This is a genomic window from Streptomyces sp. NPDC020958 (assembly GCF_055562175.1).
Genome location: NZ_JBVHFU010000006.1, coordinates 273,702 through 295,556, shown reverse-complemented (window position 1 = coordinate 295,556; position 21,855 = coordinate 273,702). Strand labels below are relative to the sequence as shown.

At 72.3% G+C, this 21,855-nt stretch carries 19 protein-coding genes; 5 read left to right on the top strand and 14 right to left on the bottom strand.

The annotated features are described in order from the left end of the window. The first annotated feature begins 46 nt into the window (after positions 1–46). Positions 47–1,360, top strand: coding sequence for a serine/threonine-protein kinase (locus ACZ3KP_RS20595; protein WP_467501284.1), 1,314 nt, complete (start codon positions 47–49; stop codon positions 1,358–1,360). Between the two features lie 10 nt (positions 1,361–1,370). On the opposite strand, the gene ACZ3KP_RS20590 is transcribed toward ACZ3KP_RS20595, so the two are convergent. The 9 genes from ACZ3KP_RS20590 to ACZ3KP_RS20550 all read right to left on the bottom strand — a co-directional run bounded on the left by ACZ3KP_RS20590 (position 1,371) and on the right by ACZ3KP_RS20550 (position 13,720). Beyond that, positions 1,371–2,189 carry a TrmH family RNA methyltransferase gene (locus ACZ3KP_RS20590; RefSeq protein ID WP_132889225.1) on the bottom strand — a complete coding sequence of 273 codons (819 nt, stop codon included), beginning with the start codon at positions 2,187–2,189 and terminating at the stop codon, positions 1,371–1,373. Positions 2,190–2,268: 79 nt separating this feature from the next. Then, a complete protein-coding gene (gene cobA / locus ACZ3KP_RS20585) occupies positions 2,269–3,501 on the bottom strand; it encodes a uroporphyrinogen-III C-methyltransferase (protein ID WP_467501165.1) in 1,233 nt (410 codons plus the stop codon). 213 nt (positions 3,502–3,714) lie between these two features. Continuing rightward, positions 3,715–7,551 carry a nicotinate-nucleotide--dimethylbenzimidazole phosphoribosyltransferase gene (gene cobT / locus ACZ3KP_RS20580; protein WP_467501164.1) on the bottom strand — a complete coding sequence of 1,279 codons (3,837 nt, stop codon included), beginning with the start codon at positions 7,549–7,551 and terminating at the stop codon, positions 3,715–3,717. Positions 7,552–7,895: 344 nt separating this feature from the next. Beyond that, entirely contained in the window at positions 7,896–9,122 is a 1,227-nt protein-coding gene (gene cbiE, locus ACZ3KP_RS20575) for a precorrin-6y C5,15-methyltransferase (decarboxylating) subunit CbiE (RefSeq protein ID WP_467501163.1), read from the bottom strand. Positions 9,123–9,234: 112 nt separating this feature from the next. Further along, positions 9,235–9,864, bottom strand: a complete 630-nt coding sequence (locus ACZ3KP_RS20570) for a GNAT family N-acetyltransferase (RefSeq protein ID WP_358978175.1) — start codon at positions 9,862–9,864, stop codon at positions 9,235–9,237. 178 nt (positions 9,865–10,042) lie between these two features. Continuing rightward, positions 10,043–10,873, bottom strand: coding sequence for a MetQ/NlpA family ABC transporter substrate-binding protein (locus tag ACZ3KP_RS20565; RefSeq protein ID WP_467501162.1), 831 nt, complete (start codon positions 10,871–10,873; stop codon positions 10,043–10,045). 68 nt (positions 10,874–10,941) lie between these two features. Beyond that, a complete protein-coding gene (locus ACZ3KP_RS20560; RefSeq protein WP_467501161.1) occupies positions 10,942–11,667 on the bottom strand; it encodes a methionine ABC transporter permease in 726 nt (241 codons plus the stop codon). After that, positions 11,664–12,698, bottom strand: a complete 1,035-nt coding sequence (locus ACZ3KP_RS20555) for a methionine ABC transporter ATP-binding protein (protein WP_467501160.1) — start codon at positions 12,696–12,698, stop codon at positions 11,664–11,666. The genes ACZ3KP_RS20560 and ACZ3KP_RS20555 overlap by 4 nt, the downstream gene beginning before the upstream one ends. Before the next feature lie 374 nt (positions 12,699–13,072). Beyond that, the gene (locus ACZ3KP_RS20550; protein WP_467501159.1) at positions 13,073–13,720 is read right to left on the bottom strand and encodes an HAD family hydrolase; all 648 of its coding nucleotides are present in this window, start codon (positions 13,718–13,720) and stop codon (positions 13,073–13,075) included. Between the two features lie 69 nt (positions 13,721–13,789). Between ACZ3KP_RS20550 and ACZ3KP_RS20545 the strand changes: the two genes are divergently transcribed. Continuing rightward, the gene (locus tag ACZ3KP_RS20545; RefSeq protein WP_132889216.1) at positions 13,790–14,149 is read left to right on the top strand and encodes a hypothetical protein; all 360 of its coding nucleotides are present in this window, start codon (positions 13,790–13,792) and stop codon (positions 14,147–14,149) included. Position 14,150: 1 nt separating this feature from the next. Next, complete coding sequence (locus ACZ3KP_RS20540; RefSeq protein ID WP_467501158.1) at positions 14,151–14,570, top strand: hypothetical protein; 420 nt, start codon at positions 14,151–14,153, stop codon at positions 14,568–14,570. A 10-nt stretch (positions 14,571–14,580) separates the two neighbouring features. On the opposite strand, the gene ACZ3KP_RS20535 is transcribed toward ACZ3KP_RS20540, so the two are convergent. The 3 genes from ACZ3KP_RS20535 to ACZ3KP_RS20525 all read right to left on the bottom strand — a co-directional run bounded on the left by ACZ3KP_RS20535 (position 14,581) and on the right by ACZ3KP_RS20525 (position 16,885). Then, on the bottom strand, positions 14,581–15,078 hold the full coding sequence (locus ACZ3KP_RS20535; RefSeq protein ID WP_358978189.1) for a GNAT family N-acetyltransferase: 498 nt from the start codon (positions 15,076–15,078) through the stop codon (positions 14,581–14,583). Positions 15,079–15,122: 44 nt separating this feature from the next. Next, positions 15,123–15,629: a sigma-70 family RNA polymerase sigma factor gene (locus tag ACZ3KP_RS20530; RefSeq protein WP_467501157.1), complete on the bottom strand. Its 507-nt coding sequence runs from the start codon at positions 15,627–15,629 to the stop codon at positions 15,123–15,125. A 74-nt stretch (positions 15,630–15,703) separates the two neighbouring features. Next, complete coding sequence (locus ACZ3KP_RS20525) at positions 15,704–16,885, bottom strand: glycerophosphodiester phosphodiesterase (protein ID WP_467501156.1); 1,182 nt, start codon at positions 16,883–16,885, stop codon at positions 15,704–15,706. Positions 16,886–17,206: 321 nt separating this feature from the next. Between ACZ3KP_RS20525 and ACZ3KP_RS20520 the strand changes: the two genes are divergently transcribed. Further along, positions 17,207–17,878: a lysophospholipid acyltransferase family protein gene (locus ACZ3KP_RS20520; RefSeq protein ID WP_132889212.1), complete on the top strand. Its 672-nt coding sequence runs from the start codon at positions 17,207–17,209 to the stop codon at positions 17,876–17,878. A 191-nt stretch (positions 17,879–18,069) separates the two neighbouring features. Then, positions 18,070–19,740, top strand: a complete 1,671-nt coding sequence (locus ACZ3KP_RS20515) for a multicopper oxidase family protein (protein WP_467501155.1) — start codon at positions 18,070–18,072, stop codon at positions 19,738–19,740. 12 nt (positions 19,741–19,752) lie between these two features. Here ACZ3KP_RS20515 and ACZ3KP_RS20510 read toward each other — a convergent pair whose 3' ends face one another. Both ACZ3KP_RS20510 and ACZ3KP_RS20505 read right to left on the bottom strand, forming a co-directional pair. After that, positions 19,753–21,276: an MFS transporter gene (locus ACZ3KP_RS20510; RefSeq protein WP_467501154.1), complete on the bottom strand. Its 1,524-nt coding sequence runs from the start codon at positions 21,274–21,276 to the stop codon at positions 19,753–19,755. Then, positions 21,273–21,824: a TetR/AcrR family transcriptional regulator gene (locus tag ACZ3KP_RS20505; RefSeq protein WP_358978199.1), complete on the bottom strand. Its 552-nt coding sequence runs from the start codon at positions 21,822–21,824 to the stop codon at positions 21,273–21,275. Before ACZ3KP_RS20505 ends, ACZ3KP_RS20510 begins: the two co-directional genes overlap by 4 nt. Positions 21,825–21,855: the final 31 nt, after the last annotated feature.

The following is a 21,855-nucleotide window of genomic DNA, read 5'->3' as shown; positions in this document are numbered from 1 at the left end:
CCGGTAAACGTAAGCTGTGCCACGTCAGACGGACCGGGCAGCGGGGATGAACATGGCGATGATGCGCCTGAGGCGCGAGGACCCGCGCGTCGTCGGCTCGTTCAGGCTTCACAGAAGGCTCGGCGCCGGCGGGATGGGCGTGGTCTACCTGGGCTCCGACAAGAAGGGGCAGCGGGTCGCGCTGAAGGTGATCCGGCCGGATCTGGCCGAGGACCAGGAGTTCCGGTCGCGGTTCGCCCGTGAGGTCTCGGCGGCCCGGCGGATCAGGGGCGGTTGCACGGCACGGCTGGTCGCGGCGGACCTGGAGGCCGAGCGGCCGTGGTTCGCCACCCAGTACGTACCCGGGCCCTCGCTGCACGACAAGGTCGCCGACGAGGGCCCGCTGCACGCCGCGGAGGCCGCGGCGGTCGGGGCGGCCCTGTCCGAGGGCCTGGTCGCGGTGCACGAGGCCGGGGTCGTCCACCGGGACCTGAAGCCGTCCAACATCCTGCTGTCCCCGAAGGGGCCGCGGATCATCGACTTCGGCATCGCCTGGGCCACCGGGGCGTCGACGCTCACCCACGTCGGTACGGCGGTGGGCTCCCCCGGTTTCCTCGCACCCGAGCAGGTGCGCGGGGCGGCCGTCACCCCGGCCACGGACGTGTTCTCGCTCGGCGCGACCCTCGCGTACGCCTCGACCGGTGACTCGCCGTTCGGGCACGGCAGTTCCGAGGTCATGCTCTACCGGGTCGTCCACGAGGAGCCGGCGCTGCACGGTGTGCCGGACGCGTTGGCACCCCTGGTGCGGGCCTGTCTGGCGAAGGATCCGGAGGACCGGCCGAGCACGCTCCAACTGTCGCTCCGGCTGAAGGAGATCGCCGCGCGCGAGGCGCACGGGATGGCCGACGTACGGCCGCCGTCGCCGCGGGCCGCGGAGGCCGACCGGCCCACCGGGCGGCTCGCCGAGACCTACCCGGAACCGCAGCGGGCCCAGCGGCGGCCGCAGTCCGCACCGGGCGCGCCCGTACGCGGCAACGCGCCCTCGCGCGGCGGCAGCGGTCCGCGGTCCGGCGGCGGGGTGCCGTCACGGCCGAACGGCGCCCGCCCCACCCCGGCCCCCCGTGGCAACGGCACCCGCCCCGGAACCGGTGGCCGGCCCGCGCCGCGCAGCGGCACCGGACGTCCCACGCCGCGGCCGACGGGCACCGGACGGCGGCCGGCCAATCCCCGGCTGCTGCGTCAGCGGCTGTTCGTGTTCGTCGTGGTGACCCTGCTGGTGGCCCTGGGCATCGCGCTCGCCCAGGGCTGTTCGGGCCCGGCGCACGGGATGGGCGTGCCCGGCGGCGGGATCCCGGCGAAGGCCCTGCCTCTTCGGGAGTAGCCCCGGCGGGTCACGCCTGGGGGCGGCCGGTGGTCACCGCGTAGAAGGCGACCGCGGCCGCCGCGCCGACGTTCAGGGAGTCGACGCCGTGGGACATGGGGATGCGCACCCATTCGTCGGCGGCGACCAGCGCCTGGGTGGAGAGGCCGTCGCCCTCCGCGCCGAGCATCAGCGCGACCCTGTCCATGCGGTGCGGGGCGGCCTCGTCGAGGCTGCGCGCCTTCTCGTCCGGGGTGAGGGCGAGCAGCGTGAACCCGGCCTCGCGGACCGAGTCGAGCCCCTTGGGCCAGGTGTCGAGACGGGCGTACGGCACCGAGAAGACCGCGCCCATCGACACCTTCACGCTGCGCCGGTAGAGGGGGTCGGCACAGTCGGGGGACAACAGCACCGCGTCCATGCCGAGGGCCGCCGCCGAGCGGAAGATCGCACCGATGTTGGTGTGGTCGTTGACCGACTCCATGACGACGACCCGGCGGGTGGTGCGCAGCAGTTCGGTCGCCGTGGGCAGCGGCTTGCGCTGCATGGAGGCGAGGGCGCCGCGGTGCACGTGGTAGCCGGTGACCTTCTCGGCGAGTTCCGGGCTGACCGCGTAGACGGGGGCCGGCAGCTCGTCGATGACGTCGCGCATGACGTCGACCCACTTGGCGGACAGCAGCATCGAACGCATCTCGTAGCCCGCGTCCTTCGCCCTTCGGATGACCTTCTCGCCCTCGGCGATGAACAAGCCCTCGGCCGGTTCGCGCTTGCGGCGCAACTCGACGTCGGTCAGGCCCGTGTAGTCGCGCAGGCGCGGGTCGTCGGGATCCTCAACGGTGATGAGATCGGCCACAGGGTGATACTGCCTTGTCCTGGGTGGGGTGCCAATGGTCTGGGACGGGTTGTGTTACCCGGGGTTACGCCAGGCCTGCTCAGGCCGACGCGGGCGGGCCGATGTTCACGACCTCGCCGATGACGATGACGGCCGGCGGCTTCACCTCTTGCGTGCGGACCACGTCCGCCACGGTGGCGAGGGTCGCGTCCACCCGGCGCTGCGCGGCCGTCGTGCCCTCCTGGACCAGGGCGACGGGGGTCGCTGGGGACCTGCCGTGGGCGACGAGCGTCTCGGCGATCTTCCCTATCTTGTCGACGCCCATGAGGACGACGAGGGTGCCGGTGAGCTTCGCGAGCGCCGGCCAGTCGGCCAGCGAACGCTCGTCGTCGGGCGCGACATGGCCGCTGACCACCGTGAACTCGTGGGCGACGCCCCGGTGGGTGACCGGGATGCCGGCCGCGCTCGGCACGGAGATGGAGCTGGAGATACCGGGGACGACCGTGCAGGGGACACCGGCCTCGGCGAGCGCCTGGACCTCTTCCATGCCCCGGCCGAAGACGTAGGGGTCGCCGCCCTTGAGCCGTACGACCGACTTGCCCTGCTTGGCGTGCTCGATGAGGGCGTTGTTGATGGCCTCCTGGGCCATGTACCTGCCGTACGGGATCTTCGCCGCGTCGATCACCTCGACGTGCGGGGGCAGTTCGGCGAGCAGGTCGCGGGGCCCGAGGCGGTCGGCGATCACCACGTCGGCCTCGGCCAGCAGGCGGCGGCCGCGCACCGTGATCAGGTCGGGGTCGCCGGGGCCGCCGCCGACGAGGGCGACGCCGGGGGTGCGGGTGCGGTGGTGCGGGGCGACCAGGGTGCCGTCGCGCAGGCCCTCGACGACCGCGTCGCGGATGGCGGCGGTGTGCCGGGGGTCGCGGCCGCGCGCGTCGGTGGTGAGGACGGCGACCGTGACACCCTCGCTGTGGCCGGTGGCCGGGGTCCAGGCGGTGGCCTGGTCGGCGTCGTCGGAACGCACGCACCACACGCGGTGGCGCTCCGCTTCCGCGGAGGCGGCGGTGTTGGCGGCGGGGTCGCTGGTGGCGATCAGGGCGTACCAGGCGTCCGCGAGGTCGCCGTCCTGGTAGGGGCGCCTGGCCCAGGAGATCTCTCCGGTGTCCGCCATCGCCTCGACCGAGGGGGTCGCCTCCGGGGACACGAGGGTGACCCGGGCACCCGCCGCGATGAGGGCGGGCAGGCGGCGCTGGGCGACCTGACCGCCGCCGAGGACGACCACCTTGCGGCCGGTGAGGCGGAGGCCTACGGGATAGGCGGGGTGTTCGGCCATGAGGTGGCGGCTCCTCCGAGGCGTTGCTGTAGCCCTGACGTGCAGATTTTACGGGGCGGGGGTCGGGGCGGCGCAGGGTGTCCAGTGGCTGGGCGTCGTCGCCGGTGCATGGCTGTGGGTGGTCGTGCCCGTCCGTGCCACGGCACGGCGCGGACGGGCACGACCACCGGTCGGCCGAAGGGCGCCCTCGGCCGCGGTCCCCCGGGGTCTCCGCTACTTCTCCGTCACGCCCGCCGAGTCGAACGTGGCCACCTCGTGCATCGCCCGCGCCGTGCTCTGGACCAGGGGAAGCGCCAGCAGGGCGCCGGTGCCCTCGCCCAGGCGCAGGTCCAGGTCGACCAGGGGGCGCAGGCCGAGCTTGTTGAGGGCTGCCACGTGGCCCGGTTCCGCGCTGCGGTGGCCCGCGATGCAGGCGGCCAGGACCTCGGGGGCGATGGCGCGGGCCACCAGGGCGGCCGCGCCCGCGCTCACGCCGTCCAGGATGACGGGCGTGCGCAGGGACGCGCCGCCGAGCAACAGGCCGACCATCGCCGCGTGTTCGAAGCCGCCGACCGCCGCGAGGACACCGATCGGGTCGGCCGGGTCCGGCTGGTGGAGTTCCAGGGCACGCCGGACGACCTCCGTCTTGCGGGCGAGCGTCTCGTCGTTGATGCCGGTGCCCCGGCCGGTGACCTCGGCGGGGTCGGCACCCGTGAAGACCGAGATCAGGGCGGCGGACGCGGTGGTGTTGGCGATGCCCATCTCGCCGGTGAGGAGTGCCTTGTTGCCGGCCGCCACCAGGTCGCGGGCGGTCTCGATGCCCACCTCGATGGCCTGCTTGGCCTCCTCGCGGGTCATCGCGGGACCGGTCGTCATGTCGGAGGTGCCCGCGCGCACCTTGCGGGGCAGCAGCCCCGGGGTGGCCGGCAGTTCGGAGGCCACACCGACGTCCACCACGCAGACCTCGGCGCCCACCTGGCCGGCGAACGCGTTGCAGACCGCTCCCCCGCCGAGGAAGTTGGCCACCATCTGGGCGGTGACCTCCTGCGGCCAGGGCGTAACGCCCTGGGCGTGCACCCCGTGGTCGCCGGCGAAGATGGCGACGGCCGCGGGCTCCGGAATCGGCGGCGGGCACTGCCGGGACAGCCCGGACAGCTGGGCGGAGATGATCTCCAGCATGCCGAGTGCGCCGGCCGGCTTGGTCATCCGCTTCTGCCGCTCCCAAGCCTCGCCGAGCGCCTTGGCGTCCAGCGGGCGGACACTGGCGACGGTCTCGGCGAGCAGGTCGTGCGGGTCCTCGCCGGGCAGCGCGCGGCGGCCGTACGTCTCCTCGTGGACGACCCATGACAGCGGGCGGCGCTTGGACCAGCCGGCCTGCATCAGCTCGGGCTCTTCCGGGAACTCGTCGACGTAGCCCACGCAGAGGTAGGCGATGACCTCGAGGTGCTCGGGCAGCCCCAGCGCGCGGACCATCTCGCGCTCGTCGAAGAAGCTGACCCAGCCGACGCCCAGGCCCTCGGCGCGGGCGGCGAGCCAGAGGTTCTCGACGGCGAGCGCGGCGGAGTAGGGCGCCATCTGGGGCTGGGTGTGCCGACCGAGGGTGTGGCGGCCGCCACGGGTCGGGTCGGCGGTGACGACGATGTTCACCGGGGTGTCGAGGATGGCCTCGATCTTCAGTTCCTTGAACTGCTTCGCACGGCCCTTGGGGAGGGACTTGGCGTACGCGTCGCGCTGACGCATCGCCAGTTCGTGCATGGTGCGGCGGGTGTCGGCCGAGCGGATGACCACGAAGTCCCAGGGCTGGGAGTGGCCCACGGAGGGCGCCGTGTGGGCGGCCTCCAGGACGCGCAGCAGCACCTCGTGCGGGATGGGGTCGCTGCGGAAGCCGTTGCGGATGTCCCGGCGTTCCCGCATGACCTTCAGGACGGCCTCCCGCTCGGCGTCGTCGTAGGCGGGCGCGGCCGGACCGGTGGACTGTCGTGCTTCTGCCACGGGGGCCGTGCTCTCTTCCTGATCGGCGGCCCTGGTCTCCAGGTCCTCCGCCTGCTGTACGACATCGGGGTGGGGCTCCGCCACGGTGCCGGGCTCGGCCTCGCGGGGCGCGGGGACGGTCGCGCCCGGTTCGGGAGCCTGTTCGCCCTGGTCCTGGGTGGGGAGCACCAGGGGGTGCGGCGGGGTCGGGGCGAGGTGCGGGGTGGTCGGCACCTGTCCCTCGACGGCGACGAACTCCCCGAGGGGCTCCCGGGCGTCCGGGGACGCCTGGGGGGCGGTGCCCTGCGCCTCGGGGGACGCGGGGGCTTCCGCGACGTCGGCGGTCTCTGGCGTGCCGGTCTCGGCCTGCGGTACGGCGGCCGCCGCGGCGGCCTCGTCCACGAGGGCGCCGGGCGCGGGCTTCTCGGCCCCGGGGGCCGGTGCCGGCTGCGCCTGGGGGGCCTCGGCGACGGGGGCGGGACGTTCCGCGGGCTGCTGCGCCTGGGCCGGTGCGGCCGGGTCGACGGCCTGCGGCTGCGCCGGCTCGGCCGCCATCGCTTCCGGAGCCGGAACGGTCTCGGGCAGACCGGCCTCCGACCCGGACACGGACTCCGGTTCGGGTACGAAGGTTTCCGCCGCCCCGACGGGCTCGGCCGCGACGCCCTCGGCGACGGCCTGCCCGGCAGGCTGCCCGGCCACGACGGGCTCGGCACCGCCGGGCGCGGCGACGGCCTGCTCAGTCGCCACCTGCTGGGGTACGGCGCCCTCGGCCACGGCCTGCCCGGGTACGACCCCCTCGGGATCGGCCTGGTGGGCCGCGACCGGCTCGACGGGCTGCGCCTCCGGCACGACCGGTCCTGCGGCCGACTCGGCGGCCACGGCGTCCGCCGCCACCTCGGGACCCGCCGCCTCCGGAACAACCGCCTCCAGTACAACTGCCTCCGACGACGCCACCTGCGGAGCGACACCCTCCCCAACGGCCTCCTCGGCAGCCGCGCCCTCCGGAGTCGGCGCTGCGACCGCGGCCTGCGCGAGCCGGTCCGCAGCGTCAGCGGTCTCCGCCGCCACGACGGGCTCGCCCGGAGCGCCTCCGGCCTCGGGCGCCTGCGGAGCCTCGGGCGCTCCACCCTGAACGTGCGGCACGTGCGACGGCTGCGACGGCTGCGGTGAATCCGGGGCGGGCCCCGGCTCCGGCCGGGCTCCCGGCACCGCGCCCAGAGCAGCTTCCGGAACCTGCGCGACCTGCGCGGCCACCGGTTCCGCCGCCGGGACGGGGACGCCCCCGCCGACCGGCTGGGCCATGCCCTGCGGACCGTGCGCGGGCACGGACTGCGCCCCTGCGACCGCCGGCACCTGCTGCTCCGTGGCGACCGGGGCGGCGCCGGACGGGTCAGGAGTCGGCACCGCTGCCTGCTGGGCGGCGGGCTGTTCGGCCGCGGGCCGGGCCGCCACGGGCTCCAGCGCGGGTTCCGGCGTGGGAACAACCGTTTCGGCGGCCGGGGCCTGCGCGGCGACCTGTGCCACCGGAGCGGCCTGCGGGACGGCCTGAGGGACGGCTTGCGGGACGGTGCCCGGGGTGCCCCAGGGCGCGGCGGGCTGAGGTGCGGCCTCGCGCAGCGGCTGGGCGTCGAGGTACTCCGGACCGCCCGACGGCAGCCCGGACTGCCGTACCGGCGCACCCGCGGGGCCGCGGTCGGCGAGGGAGCGGACCGGGCTGGCGGAGGCGTCGGGGATCGGCGGGCCGAGGTGCAGCGGGCGGCGCGGGGCCGGGGTGGCCGCGGGATCGTGCGGCACCGACAGGATCGGGGACGCCGGAACCGAGCTGGGCAGCCGGACGGCGGTGAGGTCCACCGACCCGCTGTCCCGGCCGCCCGTCTCGTGCGGACCGGGTTCGTGGACGGCCTCGACGACCGGCTCGGGGGCCGGCGGCGGGACCTCGTTGCCCCAGGCCCCCTGGGCTCCGGGCAGCAGCAGCTCTTCGTCCTCGGCGGGCGACTCGGAGAGGTAGGTGTACACGCCGTGCGCGGGAACGCCCGGCTGTTCCACCATGCCTGCGCTCTCCGGCAGTCCCTCGCCCGGGACCTGGCCGGTGTCCGTCATGCGTACCCCTCGCCCATCGGTTAGTGCCTTCTACGACCAGCTCGCCCGGAGCGGCGCACCGACCGCCCCACTGTCAAGAACGAGCGTGCGTGCCCAGCGGCACGAACGACCCGCCGGAAAAGGCGACAAAGCCATTCAGTGGCATTGTCCCGGCCGTTCGACCGTCGCGACAGCGTGATCCGCGACAGCCCGCTGTGGACTGCGCCACGTTGCGCGTCCCCGGTTCTGCCGTACCACACCCGCCCCAAAAGGAGCACGTTTTCCGGATATTGACGAACGAATTTCCGGGCCACCGGTGCGGTGCAGCGATCGGCCAGCCTACCGCGCGCAGTATGACAACAGGATCACGGGGCGCGTTCCGGCAGTACGCCGCTGAGCAGGAACGCGACGTTCCGTTCGGTCTCCGTCCAGGCCCTGGTGTCGAGTTCGACGGACTGCAGGAGGGCGCATTCGACCTGGTACCCGTGCTCGGTCAGGTCGCGGCCGATGAGTTCGGCCGCGTCCCGGGTGGCGGCGTGGGTGACGATGCGCTGCGGGCGGCGGTCGGCGACCGCGCCGACCACGGCGACTCCGCCGCCGCCGACCCGGACGACGTCCGGTTCGGGCAGGTTCTCCAGGACGTGGGGCGCGACGCCGTGCACGATCTGGAGCTGGACGCCGAACGTCCGGGCGGCCGTCTCGCTGCGCACACAGGCCGCCAGGTCCCGGTCGACGGCGATGACGGCGGCTCCGGCGCGCGCGGCCTCGGTGGCGAACGCGCCGCTGCCGCAGCCGATGTCCCAGACGAGGTCGCCGATCCGGGGCCCGAGGCGGGCCAGTTGGGCGGCCCTGAGCAGATCCGTCTCCCCTTCGCCGAGCGGTGCTCCGTCGCCGTACCGCGCGTCGGGCTGCACCCAGCCCCGCGGGCCGGCGGCCGGGTCCCGGCCGGCGATCCAGCCGCCGCCCTCGGGCACCGGCACCGGTCCGGTCGTACCACCGATGACGATGACGACGTTGGGGTCGCGCCAGGCGTGGTCGGCGGCCTTGTCGGAGGTGACGACGTGGACCTGCTCGCGTTCGGTGCCGAGTTCCTCGCAGATGACGAAGGTGCGGTGGACGCCCTCCAGGAGGAGGCCGAGTTCGGCGGGGCCGGCGCCGGGCGAGGTGAGGACGGCGACCTTGGTGTGGGCGCGGCACACGTTCACCGCGCGTCGCAGGGTGCGCCGGTGTGCGACGACCACCTCGGCGTCGTCCCAGGGCATGCCGGCGCGCGCGAAGGCGGCGGCCACCGAGGAGACGGCGGGGACGACCTCGACCTCAAGGCCGAACTCGGGGGCGCGCAGGGTCCGTACGACACCGAAGAAGCCGGGGTCGCCGTCGGCGAGGACCACGGCGGTGCCGCGGTGGCCGGTGATCCGGCGGGCGGCGAGGGAGACGCTGCCGAGGCGGATGCGCTCCGCGGCCTGCGGCACCTCGGGGAGGTCCAGATGGTGGGCCGCGCCCGCGACGAGCGTGGCGGCGCCGAGCGCTCCGCGTGCCGCGGCGGTCAGCGGCGAGCCGTCCCAGCCGATCACCGTGACCCGGTCGGCCATCGTCGTCAGTCTCCAGAATTTCGCAGGTCGTCAGGGGCCGGTGCCCGTGGGCGGGCTCCGTGAGAGTACCTGGTGGAGGTGGAGCGCGTGCGAGGGGGCGAGTGCGCCCGCGTCAGTTCCAGGAAGTGAAGCCTTCGCTTCCGGCGAGTTCCTCGCCGGCGCCCTCCAGGTCCTCCGGCAGGAGGCTCCACACGATGAAGTCGGTGCGCAGGTCCGCCCACGTGCCGTCCGCGGTGCGGACGTGGGCTATGCAGGCGTTGCGCAGGACGCCCTCGCTGATACAGCCGATCTTCTGGGCCACCTGCTGGGAGGCGGTGTTGTCGGCGGCCGTGCGCAACTCGATGCGCTCGAACTTCTGGTCGCCGAAGAGCCACTGGGCGGTGGCGAGCGCGGCCTCGGAGGCGTAGCCCTCGCCGCGGGCCCAGGGGGCGATGATGTATGACAACTCGGTGGCCCGGATGTGCCAGTCGGTCTTGGTCAGCTGGATGACGCCGACCAGGCGCTGGGTCAGGAACTCGGTGACCGCGAGGTCCAGGCCCCGCCCGGAGGTGCGCTCCGCGGGGGCGTACGCGGTGATCCAGTGCCGGGCGCCGGCCTCGGTGAACGGCTGGGGGACGTCGGTCCAGGCGGCCACCTGCTCGTCGTTCATCATCTCCGCCAGGGCGGGCACATCGTCCTCGTCGAGGGGACGCAGCACCAACCGCTCCGTGCTGATGGAGATGTTGGGGAAGGTGCTACTCATGCGCCGCTCCGTAACCTTCGGAAATACTTCCGGGCCCAGACCTTCGGAGCCCGCGAACTGCCCAGCATGCAGCATGAAACCACCGAACCGCACGACGGGGCCCACCCCTGGTGAGCGAGTGGACCCCGTGCGTGGCGATACGCCGTATACGTGCCGCCGAGGACGGCCGGGCGAACGATCAGAAGGACGGGATGACCGAACCCTGGTACTTGTCCTCGATGAACTTCTTGACCTCGGGCGAGGTGAGGAGCTTGGCGAGCTTCTTGACCCGCGGGTCCTTCTCGTTGCCCTTCTTCACCGCGAGGAAGTTGCCGTACGGGCTGTTCTTCGCGGACTCCAGTACGAGGGCGTCCTTGGCGGGCTTGATGCCGGCCGAGATGGCGTAGTTGCCGTTGATCACCGCGGCGTCCACGTCGTCCAGGGAGCGTGCGGTCTGGGCCGCCTCGACCTCCTTGAACGTGAGGTTCTTCGGGTTCTTCGCGATGTCCTGCGGGGTCGCCTCGCTGCCGGTGCCGTCCTTGAGGGTGATGAGTCCGTCGGCGGCGAGCAGCTTGAGGGCGCGCGCCTCGTTCACGGCGTCGTTGGGGACGGCGATCGTCGCGCCGCTCTTCAGCGCGTCGGTGCTCTTGACCTTGTGGGAGTAGAGGCCGAGCGGTTCCAGGTGCACGGTGACGACGGGCACGATGTGGGTGCCGCGCTTCTTGTTGAAGTCGTCGAGGTACGGCTGGTTCTGGAAGTAGTTGGCGTCCACCGAGCCGTCCTCGGTCGCCGTGTTCGGCGTGATGTAGTCCGTGAACTCCTTGACCTGGAGGTCGAGTCCGGCCTTCTTCGCCAGGTTGTCCTTGACGTAGTCCAGGATCTCGGCGTGCGGGGTCGGGCTCGCGGCGACGACCAGCGGTCCGCTGTAGTCGGAGGAGGCGGAGTCCTTCTGCGAGCCGCAGGCGGTGAGCCCGAAGGTGAGGGCTCCGGCGGCGAGGACGGCGGTGGTGAGCTTGGCGGTGTTACGCACGAAAAGTGCCTTTCCTTAAGGGTGGAGCGACCCCGCGGAGGGTGGTGCGGGGAAAACAGGGGGTGGGCTCAGGCGGTGTTGCCGGTGGCGGCCGACGCCTTCAGCAGGCGCAGCCTCGGGGCCGGACCGGACTGGCCGCCGCGGCGGTGCAGCGAGCGGGCCGCGTAGTCGCCGGCGAACTGGATGACCGAGATGACGACGGCGAGGATCGCCACGGTGATCCACATCAGCTCGGTCTCGAAGCGCTGGTAGCCGTAGCGGATGGCGATGTCGCCGAGACCGCCGGCGCCGACCGTGCCGGCCATGGCCGAGTAGCCGATGAGAGCGACGATCGTGGTCGTGGTGGAGGAGATGAGCGAGGGCAGCGCTTCCGGTACGAGGACCTTGCGTACGACGGTCCAGGTGTTGCCGCCCATCGACTGCACGGCCTCGACGAGTCCGCCGTCCACTTCGCGCACGGCCGTCTCGACCAGGCGCGCGAAGAACGGGACGGCCCCGATGGCGAGGGGCACGATGGCGGCCTCGCGGCCGATGGTGGTGCCGGTGATCCAGCGGGTGAAGCTCATCAGGGCGACCATCAGGATGATGAACGGCATCGAGCGGGCGATGTTCACGATCTGCCCGATGACCTTGTTGGCCAGCACGTTCTGGAGCAGGCCGCCCCGGTCGGTGAGGACGAGCAGGACGCCCAGCGGCAGACCGGCGACGACGGCGATCAGCGTGGACCAGCCGACCATGTAGAGGGTGTCCCAACACGCCTGGGACAACAGCGGCTGCATCTCGGACCAGCTCACTTGGCACCTTCCTTCACCAGCGCGGGCTCGTGGCCCAGGACGTCGATCCCCAGGCCCTGTTCGCGCAGGAAGCCGATGGGCACCACGTTGTCCTCGTAGCGGCCGGGCAGTTCGATGCGCATCCGGCCGATCTGGAGGCCGCCGACGGTGTCGATGGCCGCGCCGAGGATCGATATGTCGATGTTGTAGGTGCGGGAGAGCTGGGAGATGACCGGCTGGGTGGCGGCCTCGCCGTGGAAGGTGACGTCGAGGACGGTGCGGTCGTCACCGGAGGCCTCGCCGTCGAGCGGGAAGAGCGCGCCGGCCAGTTCGGAGCCGGGGGTGCCGAGCAGTTCGCCGACGGTCCCGGACTCGACGATCCGCCCCTTCTCCATGAGGGCGGCGGAGTCGCAGATCGTCTTCACGACGTCCATCTCGTGCGTGATGAGCAGGACGGTCAGGCCCAGCTGCCGGTTCAGGTCGCGCAGCAGCTGGAGGATGGAGCGGGTGGTCTCCGGGTCGAGGGCGCTGGTGGCCTCGTCGGAGAGCAGCACCTTGGGGTCGCCGGCCAGTGCGCGGGCGATGCCGACGCGCTGCTTCTGGCCGCCGGAGAGCTGGGCGGGGTAGGACTTCGCCTTGTCGGCGAGCCCGACGAGGTCGAGCAGTTCCAGTGCCTTGCGGGAACGTTCCTTCCCCGACCTGCCCAGGATCTCCAGCGGCAGTTCGACGTTGTCCTGAACGGTCCGCGAGGACAGCAGGTTGAAGTGCTGGAAGACCATCCCGATACGGCTGCGCGCCTGCCGCAGCTCCCTGCCCGCCCTCGGACCGCGCCCGGCGAGGGCGGTGAGGTCCTGTCCGGCGACGGTGACCGTCCCGGCGGTGGGACGCTCCAGGAGGTTGACGCAGCGGATGAGCGAGGACTTGCCGGCGCCGGACTGGCCGATGACGCCGTACACCTCGCCCTCGCGGACGTGCAGATCGACGCCGTCGAGGGCGGTGACCTCGCGGCCGCGCGAGCGGTAGACCTTGGTCAGGCCCGTTGTGGTGATCACGTGGGTTTCCGTCACTGTCGAGTGCGCGGGCGCGGGTGTGCCCGGGCGCACGGATGCGTTCGTGCAGGGACGCGGCACGGTTCTCGCGGAGGCGCTGAACCGGGGAGAACATGTGCGCGGGGGCGGCTTGCGTCACATACGCGCGTCGGGGCGTCGTACGGACATGCCACCTGTCTCGCTTCGGGGCGCGAGCTCTGGGGTGGTGCGGGGGCCCTCTAGAAGGCGCACATTCGACACATACAACGAGCACCGGGCGTCATGGTCGCCTCGGTCACCGGGGTGCGGTCGCTCGTCGTGGTCATGCGATCAGTAAACCAGACCGACGGTCCTGACAGGCCGCCGCTGTCCGCATGCTGGACAGCGGCGGACACCCGTCACACGCGTTCGGCGATCTCCACGCCCCGGTCGGTGACCAGCACCGACAAGGCCGAGAGGTCCTGCACCACGAGGTCCGCGACCAGCTCGTGCGGCTGGTGGGTTGTGGTCAACGCCACGGTGGTCATCCCGGCGGCGCGGCCCGCCCGGAGGCCGGCCGGGGCGTCCTCGAAGACGACGCAGTCGGCCGGATCGACACCCAGCTGCCGGGCGGCGAGGAGGTAGGGCTCGGGGTCGGGCTTGCCCCGGGTGACGTCGTCGGCGCAGACCAGCGTCTTCGGCCGTATCCCCACCGCGGCCAGCCGGGCCTCGGCCAGCCGGCGGGTGGCGGAGGTGACGACGGCCCAGCGGTCCGCGGGCAGGGAGTCGAGCAGGGCGGCGGTGCCGGGGAGCAGGTGGACGCCGCCCGGGACGTCGTCCACCTCCAGCTGTTCGACCCTGGCGACGGCCTCCGGCACGCGGGCCGAGGGCAGCAGGTCGGCGACGATCTCGGCGGCGGGGCGGCCGTGCAGCGCAACGCGGGCGAACTCCTCGGGGGTGATCCCGTACTCGACGGCCCATCGGGTCCAGCAGCGGTCGACCGAGGCGAGGGTGGAGACGAGGGTGCCGTCGTTGTCGAACAGCAGGGCTTGTGCGTGGATCGTCATGCTCCCGACCCTACGGCGTACGGCAGGGGCGACGGCATCGCGCCCTTTCGGCCGTAATAAGGTCACGGCATGCTCAATGCCCTGCTGCTGGCGACCGGTGTCGCCGCGCTGCTGCTCGCCGTGTGGTGCGGGTGGGCGGCGTACCGGGACCAGCCGACGAAGGACTGGCACTTCATCGGGATGGCCGTGGTGACGGTGCTGGCGCTGGTCCAGCTGGTGGCCGGGATCGTGCTGCTGGCCCGGGGCGGGAAGCCGGACCAGGGGACGACGATCTTCGTGGCCTATCTGCTGGGGGCGTTCGCGTGTGTGCCGGCCGCGGGGTTCATGTCGCTCGCCGAGCGGACCCGGTGGGGGTCGGTGACGGTCGCCGCCGGCGGTGTCGTGCTGGCGGTGCTGGAGGTGCGGCTCTATGACATCTGGGGAGGCTGAGATGACGGCTGTGGAAGAGAAGCCGAAGCGGCTCACCAGTGGGCCGGGCACGCTGCTCGTGTGGTTCTACGGGGTGATGGTGGTCGGGGCGGTGTCGCGGTCCGCGTACCAGATCGCCACCGAGTTCGACCGGGCGCCGCTCGCGTACTCGCTGTCGGCGGTGGCGGGGGTGGTGTACGCGTTCATCACGTACACGCTGGTGCGGGGCGGGGAGACGGCCCGCAGGGTGGCGCAGGCGTGCTGCGCCGCCGAGCTCGCGGGGGTGTTGATCGTGGGGACGTGGACCGTCGTCGACGGTTCCGCGTTCCCGGACGCGACCGTGTGGTCGGACTACGGGATGGGGTACGTGTTCATTCCGGTGCTGTTGCCGGTTTCCGCTCTGTACTGGTTGCGGAAGGGCGCCAAGGGGGCAGCCGCCTGAGGAGCGTGCGTCAAGCCGTTGTCGCGTACGTGGTGGCCGGCTTTTCCAGGACGATCATCGGGACGCCGTCCGCGCCCTTCGACGTGCCCACCGTCTCGTAGCCGACCCTCCTGTACAGCCTGAGGTTGCCCTCGCTGCGGTGGCCGGTGAAGAGGCGGAACTTCTTGGCGCCGCGCTCCTCGACCAGCGCCGACTCGGCCGCGCGCAACAGCCGCGCCCCGATGCCGTGACCCTGGAGGCGGGGGTGGACGCAGAGCTTCCCGATGGCAGCGGCGCCGTCCTCGGTGATCTTGCCGCGGACCGAGCCGACGACCTCCTCGCCGAGGCGCGCCACGAAGACGCAGTCGGCGGCGACCTCCTGGCGGACCGAGTCCAGGCTCTGCACGAGCGGGTCGATGCGGTAGTTGCCGTACAGCGCCGCCTCACTCTGGAAGCACAGGTACTGGAGCCTGAAGATCTGCTCCGCGTCATGCTCGGTCGCCACCGAGATGGTCACGCTCATGCCCATGTGCGCACGCCTCCCGCTCACCTGATCACCTGTCGTTCTCACTCCTATCCCCGCGCTTCGCGGGCCGCAACCTCCGGCGTCAACAATCGGCGCAGACATCCCAGACATCTGGAACGTTCCGGCCCAAGGTTGCCCTGTGAGATACCCAACTCCCCCGCGACCTCCCGGTATGTCAGGTCCCGCGGGGAGAACAGGGCCTGCAGAAGGCGGGGGCAGCGGCCGGGCAGACGGGCGACCGCGGCGCGCAGGGCGCGGCGGTGGGCGGCCGCGAGGGCGAGTTGCTCCGGGCCGGCCGCGGTGAGGTCGGCGGGTTCGGTGCCGTAGGGCCGTTCATGGCGTGCTCTGCGGCGGGTGCGGCGGGACTCCGCGCGGACGGCCCGGCGCAGCCAGTCCTCGGGGGCGCGGGGCGGGCCGTGGGCCTCCAGGCGCTCCAGGAGGCGGAGCCAGACGGTCTGTTCCAGGTCGCCGGGGTCGCTCCCCGAGGCATGCGCCTCGGCGCGGGCCTCGGCGGTGAGCAGCGGGCGCAGGGCGGCGACCAGGTCGTGCGTCATACGCGGAACGACGAGGCCGCCCCGGGGCAGGTTGCCGGGACGGCCGGGAGACACCCCGAACGGGGGGCGGTGGCTCAGCCGTTGACGAAGTCGGCGCGGGCCAGCAGGGCGGTGTCGGCGTTGTCGGTGAAGACACCGTCGATGCCCGTCGCGAAGTAGGCCCGGAAGACGGGGAAGACGTCGCCGTAGGCGTCCGGGGCACTGCCCTTGCGGAAGGCCGGCGGCAGGAACGGGTTCTCGTTGCGCATGGTGTAGGGGTGCAGGACCAGACCCACCTTGTGCGCGTCCGCGACCAGCGTGCTCGGCTCGGTGAGGTTGCCGCCCGCGTCCTTCGGGATGATCAGGTCGAGGGTCGGGCCGATGCCCTGCGCGTAACCGGCGATCTCCCGCAGGCCCTTCGGCGTGATCAGGTCGGCGACCGTGCGCGGGTCACCGGTGGCCACGAAGTCGTAGGGCCGGGTGTTCGCGGCGGACAGCAGCACGACCAGCGGGTTGTCGACCAGCGTGTTCAGGCGCTGGATGCTGGTCGGCTCGAAGGACTGCAGGATGACCGGCGAGTTCCGCTTGTCCTTGCCGTACTTGCGCAGCAGCTTGGCGACCCGCTCCTCGAGGCCGAGGCCGAGCCCGCGGAAGTAGGTGGGGTGCTTGGTCTCGGGGTAGATCCAGACCTGCTTGCCGCGCCTGCGGGTCTGCTCGTCCTGCCACTTGAGGACTTCCTCGAAGGTGGGGATCTCCCAGCGGCCGTTGTAGAGCGTGTTGTGCGGGCGGTTGGCGGGGATGCGCTCGACCGCACGCAGCGTCTTCAGTTCGGCGAGCGTGAAGTCCTCGGTGAACCAGCCGGTCGTGGGGACGCCGTCCAGCGTCTTGGTGGTCCTGCGGTCGGCGAACTCCTTGTGGTCGGCGACGTCCGTGGTGCCGCCGATCTCGGGCTCGTGACGGCAGACCAGGTGGCCGTCCTTGGTGGGGACCAGGTCGCCGGCCTCGACCACGTCGGCGCCGAGGTCGAGGGCCAGGTCGTAGGAGCCGAAGGTGTGCTCCGGCCGGTAGCCGCTGGAGCCGCGGTGGCCGATGACGGTCGGCTTCGGCAGGCTCTTGAGCCCGCCGCCGTGTCCGGCCTGCTGCGCCTCGGCCGCTCTGGCGGCACCGGGCAGTCCGAGGACCGCACCGCCGGCGCCGAGCACCGCGGCGCCGAGCAGCGCCCGCCGCCCGGTCATGCCGCCCGCCCGGGTCCGCTCGTTCGATTCGTTGCTGTCCATGAGCGCTCTCCTGCCGTCCGCCCTCTCGCATGCGCGCCGATCGTAGGGGTGCGGACGTGACCGACGGGAGACGGCCGGCCCAACGGCCGGGTGACGCCGTATGGCTGCTGGACGGCGGGGATGACGGACCGTCGGCGATTTCCGTCACATGGCCGCCGCCCGGTGGAGGCGTGCCGCCGGGGCACCACCGCAGGTAAACCAGCGTCAACACTACGTAAGACCTCGGTGAACCGGCCGTACCCGATGTGCGCTTCCCACGGAGCCGCGAGTAATGTCCTCACCTGCACAGACTCATACCGCCACTCGACATCGGAGGGCCCGTTGTCCCGCTTCGCGCTCATCAAGGCAGTGCTCGGACCGATCATGCGCCTGATGTTCCGCCTCCGGGCGGAGGGCGTGGAGCACATCCCGGGGGACGGTCCGGTCATCCTCGCCGGCAACCACCTGACCTTCATCGACTCGATGATCCTGCCGCTGGTCAGCAAGCGGCAGGTGTTCTTCATCGGCAAGGACGAGTACGTCACCGGTAAGGGCCTCAAGGGCCGGCTGATGGCCTGGTTCTTCACCGGTGTCGGCATGATCCCGGTCGACCGGGACGGCGCGAGCGGCGGGGTCGCCGCGCTGATGACCGGCAAGCGGGTCCTGGACGAGGGCAGGATCTTCGGGATCTACCCGGAGGGCACCCGCTCCCCCGACGGCCGGCTGTACCGGGGCCGCACGGGCATCGCGCGGCTGACGCTGATGACCGGCGCGCCCGTGGTGCCGTTCGCCATGATCGGCACGGACAAGCTCCAGCCCGGCGGCAAGGGCATGCCGCGGCCCGGCAAGGTGACCGTGCGGTTCGGCGAGGCGATGGAGTTCTCCCGGTACGAGGGCATGGACCGGGACCGCTACGTGCTGCGGGCCGTGACCGACTCCGTGATGGCGGAGGTCATGCGGCTGTCCGGTCAGGAGTACGTGGACATGTACGCCACGAAGGCGAAGGCCGCCTGAGCACGGGCGAGCGTCTGACACTCTTTCGAGGGATGGGCACGGACCGTTGGTCCGTGCCCTTTTGTCTGCCATCCGCCTGACATCCGGCCGGGGTTGTCCGGCGTCCGCCTGCCGGTGGAATCTGGTCCGACACATCGGTCATTCCTTCGCATTTACCTGGCATATGAGCACACAGCATGTCTTATTCAGATATGCAGAAACCTTCTCGGCGTACCCTGCTCCGTGCTCCGTTCGCTGCCGCAGGCGCGGGGCTCCTGGCGTCATGTTCCGGCTCCGGCTCCGAACCCCGCTCCGGCCCGCGGCACCCGGCCGGCACCGCAGCGTTCGTCCCCCAGGGACCCAAGGGGTATGTCAACCCGTCGGACCCGGAGGTGCTCGCGGCCGAGCGCAAGCGGGGCTCGGGGCCGGTGCGCATGGTCAGGTTGACGGCCGCCGAGAGCACGCTGGACCTGGGCGGACGGTCCGTGCACAGCTGGGCGTACAACGAGTCGGTGCCGGGGCCGCTGGTGCGGGTCACCGCCGGTGACGTCCTGAGTCTGACCCTCAGCAACCGGCTGGTCGAGAAGACCACTCTGCACGCCCACGGGGTGCGGCTGCGCTGCGACATGGACGGCGCCCCGGACCTGACCCAGGCACCCATCGCGCCGGGCACGGACTTCGTCTACCGCTTCACCGCCGCCCACCCGGGGACGTACCTGCTCCACTCGCACGTCGGCATGCAGCCCGACCGGGCCCTGTACGCGCCTTTCGTCGTCGACGACCCGAGGGAACCGCTCAAGTACGACAAGGAATGGATCGTCGTCCTGGACGACTGGCTCGACGGCGTCGAGGGCTCCAACCCCGAGCAGGTGCTCGAACAGCTCAAGCCGGGCGGCGGCATGAAGATGGGGACGGGCATGGGGATGGGCCCGGCCGGGCACAGCGCCGGTCCGCACGGATCGGCGAGCGCTTCCGCGTCGCGGTCCGGGTCGCCGTCGGCGTCGGCGGCGGCGGCGGCGTCCGGGGCCAGGCGCGCGGCGGGGCCGGACCGGGTGCTGCGCGACTCCCACAGCCGCCTGCTCCACGGTGAGGGCGGCAACGTCAACTACCCCCACTATTTGATCAACGGACGGCTGCGTACCGACCCCTCCGTCTTCCGCTGCCGCCCCGGCGACCGCATCCGGATCCGGATCATCAACGCGGGCTCCGAGACGGCGTTCCGGGTGGCGCTCGGCGACCACCCCATGACGATCACCCACACCGACGGCTATCCCGTGCAGCACACGCGCACCGACGCACTGCTCATCGGCATGGCCGAGCGGTACGACGTGCTGGTCACCGCCAAGGACGGGGTCTTCCCCCTGGTCGCGCTCGCCGAGGGCAAGAAGGGCAAGGGGGTGGCGATCCTGCGGACCGACAAGGGCAGAAACCTTCCGGCGCCGGACGCCCGTCCGAACGAGCTCGACCGCGAGATCGTGCCGGCGCGCCGGCTGCTGCCGGCCGACTCCGTCGCCATGGACGACCGGGTTCCCGACCGCGATCTGCGGATCAGGATCACCGGCTCGATGCAGCGTTACGACTGGGGGTTCGACCACAAGCCGTACGACGTGCGGGAACGGCATGCGGTGCGGGCCGGTGAGCGGGTGCGGCTGACGCTCGTCAACGCGACCGACATGTGGCATCCGATGCACCTGCACGGACACACGTTCTCGGTCAACGGGATCAGCTCGACCGGGGCGCGCAAGGACACCACGATCGTGCTGCCGCACCGCAAGCTCGTGCTGGACTTCGATGCCGACAACCCCGGGCTGTGGATGCTGCACTGTCACAACCAGTACCACTCGGAGAGCGGGATGATGACGGTGCTGGGGTACAAGAGGTGAGGTGCCGGTGGTTCACCCGGCGCCCTCCAGTCTCTGCCCCTTGAGCAGGAACCACGCCGCCGCGGCCGTCGCAAGGAGGACCGCCGCTCCCGCTCCTGACGCCAGGTGGAGGCCGTGGACGAAGGAGTCGCGGGCCGCTGTCAGCATGTCGGCAGCCGTCGGCGTGGGCATGGTCCGCGCCGCCTCCACCGCCGCTCCGAGGGACTCGTGGGCGGCGGCCGGGGTGCCCGTGGGGCCCGGGAAACCACGGTAGGCGCCCATCACGATCGAACCCAGCAGGGCGATTCCCAGCGCCGCGCCCAGTTCGTACGCCGTCTCGGAGACCGCGGAGGCGGCGCCCGCCTGGTTCTTGGGGACGCTGGAGAGGATCACGTCCGCCGTGACCGTGAAGGAGAAGCCCGCGCCGACGCCCACCACCAGGAGGGCGGCACCGAGAACCGGGTAGCCGGTGGACCGGGACAGGGTCGTCAGCGCGGCCAGGGCCACGCCCACGGCCGCCAGGCCGCCGGAGACCACCAGTCGCACCGAGTAGCGGCGGGCCGCGCGGCCGGCCACCAGGCCCGCCCCCACCGCGCCGACGGCGGCCGGGAGTTCGGCCAGGCCGGCCTCGAACGGGGGTCGGCCCTGCACCAGTTGCAGGTACTGGGAGAGGAAGAACACCAGGCCCGACATGCCGAGCACGGTCAGCAGGTCGGCCAGCACGGCGCCGCTGAAGCCGCGGCTGCGGAAGAGCCGCATGTCCAGCAGGGGCCTGGGCATGGTGAGCTGACGGCGCACGAAGCCGTGGAGGGCCGCGGCTCCGAGCACGGCGGCCGCGGCGGTGACCGCGGTGAGGCCGTGGGCCGCCGCCTCCTTCACCGCGTAGACGAGGGCGATCATGCCGACCAGCGACAGGGCGACGCTGATCAGGTCCCAGGGTCCGGGGTCGGGGTTGCGGGACTCGGGGAGCGTCCGGATGCCGACCAGGACCAGGACCACCATCACCGGCAGGTTGATCAGGAAGACCGAGCCCCACCAGAAGTGTTCGAGCAGGAAACCGCCCACGATCGGGCCGACGGCGGTACCGGCCGAGGCCGCCGCGCCCCAGACGCCGACGGCGAGACTGCGCTCGCGCGGGTCGTGGAAGAGGTTGCGGATCAGGGCGAGGGTCGCCGGCATCAGGGTCGCGCCCGCGACACCGAGCAGGGCGCGGGCTGCGATCATCATCCCGGGTGTGGTCGCGTAGGCGTTCAGTACGGATATCGCGCCGAACGCCGTCGCGCCGCAGAGCAGGATCCGCTTGCGGCCGATGCGGTCGCCGAGACTGCCCATGGAGACCAGCAGACCGGCGATGACGAACGAGTAGACGTCACCGATCCACAGCAGCTGGGTGCCGGACGGGTCGAGGTCTTCGCTGATGTAGGGGGTCGCGAGGCCGAGGACGGTGGCGTCGACGGCCACCAGCAGCACGGCGAGCACGAGCACGCAGAGCGCGAGCCACCGGCCCGGGCGCTTCTCCGTCTTCGTGGCGACCGCCGGCTGCAGGGCGCTGGTCATGGTTCCTCTCTTCTTCGTGCGCCGCCGAGCAGCAGCTCGACGATCATGTGGGTGAAGTCCTTGGGCGCGACGCGGCCCTCGGAGACCGCCCAGGCCGCGGAGGCCAGCAGGCCGTACAGCGCTTCGGTGAGCCAGGCCGGCGTGAGGTCGATGCGGAACTCGCCGCCGCGCTGTCCGCGCCGGAAGAGGGCCGCGATGCGGTCGTCGATCCGGGTCCAGCCCGCGTTCTGTCCGTCGCCCTCGAACAGCTGGTTCTCGGTGTACAGGAAGGCCAGCAGGCCGGCGGCCGGTTCGATCGCGCGGACCAGGCGGTGCACGGCGTCGGCCGCCGGGCCCTCGTCGAGGCGGGCCGCGTCCAGGGCCGCCTCGCACTCCGCGATACCGAGCGCCTCCAGCGCGCGGACCAGCGCGTCGCGGCCCGCGAAGTGGCGGTGCAGCGTGGCCCGGCTGATCCCGGCGGCCTTGGCGACCTCGTCCATGGTCGCCGTGGACTTACGGGTCAGCAGGGCCGCGGCGCTGCGGAGGACGTGGTCACGATCGAGGGGCATGAGACGAGAGTAGCGCAGATGAGACAGATTT

Bases quoted from the DNA above. Each gene is read 5' to 3' on its own strand.
- ACZ3KP_RS20595 (WP_467501284.1), top strand. From the start codon at position 47: ATGAACATGGCGATGATGCGCCTGAGGCGCGAGGACCCGCGCGTCGTC.
- cobA (WP_467501165.1), bottom strand. From the start codon at position 3,501: ATGGCCGAACACCCCGCCTATCCCGTAGGCCTCCGCCTCACCGGCCGC.
- cobT (WP_467501164.1), bottom strand. From the start codon at position 7,551: ATGACGGACACCGGCCAGGTCCCGGGCGAGGGACTGCCGGAGAGCGCA.
- cbiE (WP_467501163.1), bottom strand. From the start codon at position 9,122: ATGGCCGACCGGGTCACGGTGATCGGCTGGGACGGCTCGCCGCTGACC.
- ACZ3KP_RS20570 (WP_358978175.1), bottom strand. From the start codon at position 9,864: ATGAGTAGCACCTTCCCCAACATCTCCATCAGCACGGAGCGGTTGGTG.
- ACZ3KP_RS20550 (WP_467501159.1), bottom strand. From the start codon at position 13,720: ATGACGATCCACGCACAAGCCCTGCTGTTCGACAACGACGGCACCCTC.
- ACZ3KP_RS20545 (WP_132889216.1), top strand. From the start codon at position 13,790: ATGCTCAATGCCCTGCTGCTGGCGACCGGTGTCGCCGCGCTGCTGCTC.
- ACZ3KP_RS20540 (WP_467501158.1), top strand. From the start codon at position 14,151: ATGACGGCTGTGGAAGAGAAGCCGAAGCGGCTCACCAGTGGGCCGGGC.
- ACZ3KP_RS20535 (WP_358978189.1), bottom strand. From the start codon at position 15,078: ATGGGCATGAGCGTGACCATCTCGGTGGCGACCGAGCATGACGCGGAG.
- ACZ3KP_RS20530 (WP_467501157.1), bottom strand. From the start codon at position 15,629: ATGACGCACGACCTGGTCGCCGCCCTGCGCCCGCTGCTCACCGCCGAG.
- ACZ3KP_RS20525 (WP_467501156.1), bottom strand. From the start codon at position 16,885: ATGGACAGCAACGAATCGAACGAGCGGACCCGGGCGGGCGGCATGACC.
- ACZ3KP_RS20515 (WP_467501155.1), top strand. From the start codon at position 18,070: ATGCAGAAACCTTCTCGGCGTACCCTGCTCCGTGCTCCGTTCGCTGCC.
- ACZ3KP_RS20510 (WP_467501154.1), bottom strand. From the start codon at position 21,276: ATGACCAGCGCCCTGCAGCCGGCGGTCGCCACGAAGACGGAGAAGCGC.
- ACZ3KP_RS20505 (WP_358978199.1), bottom strand. From the start codon at position 21,824: ATGCCCCTCGATCGTGACCACGTCCTCCGCAGCGCCGCGGCCCTGCTG.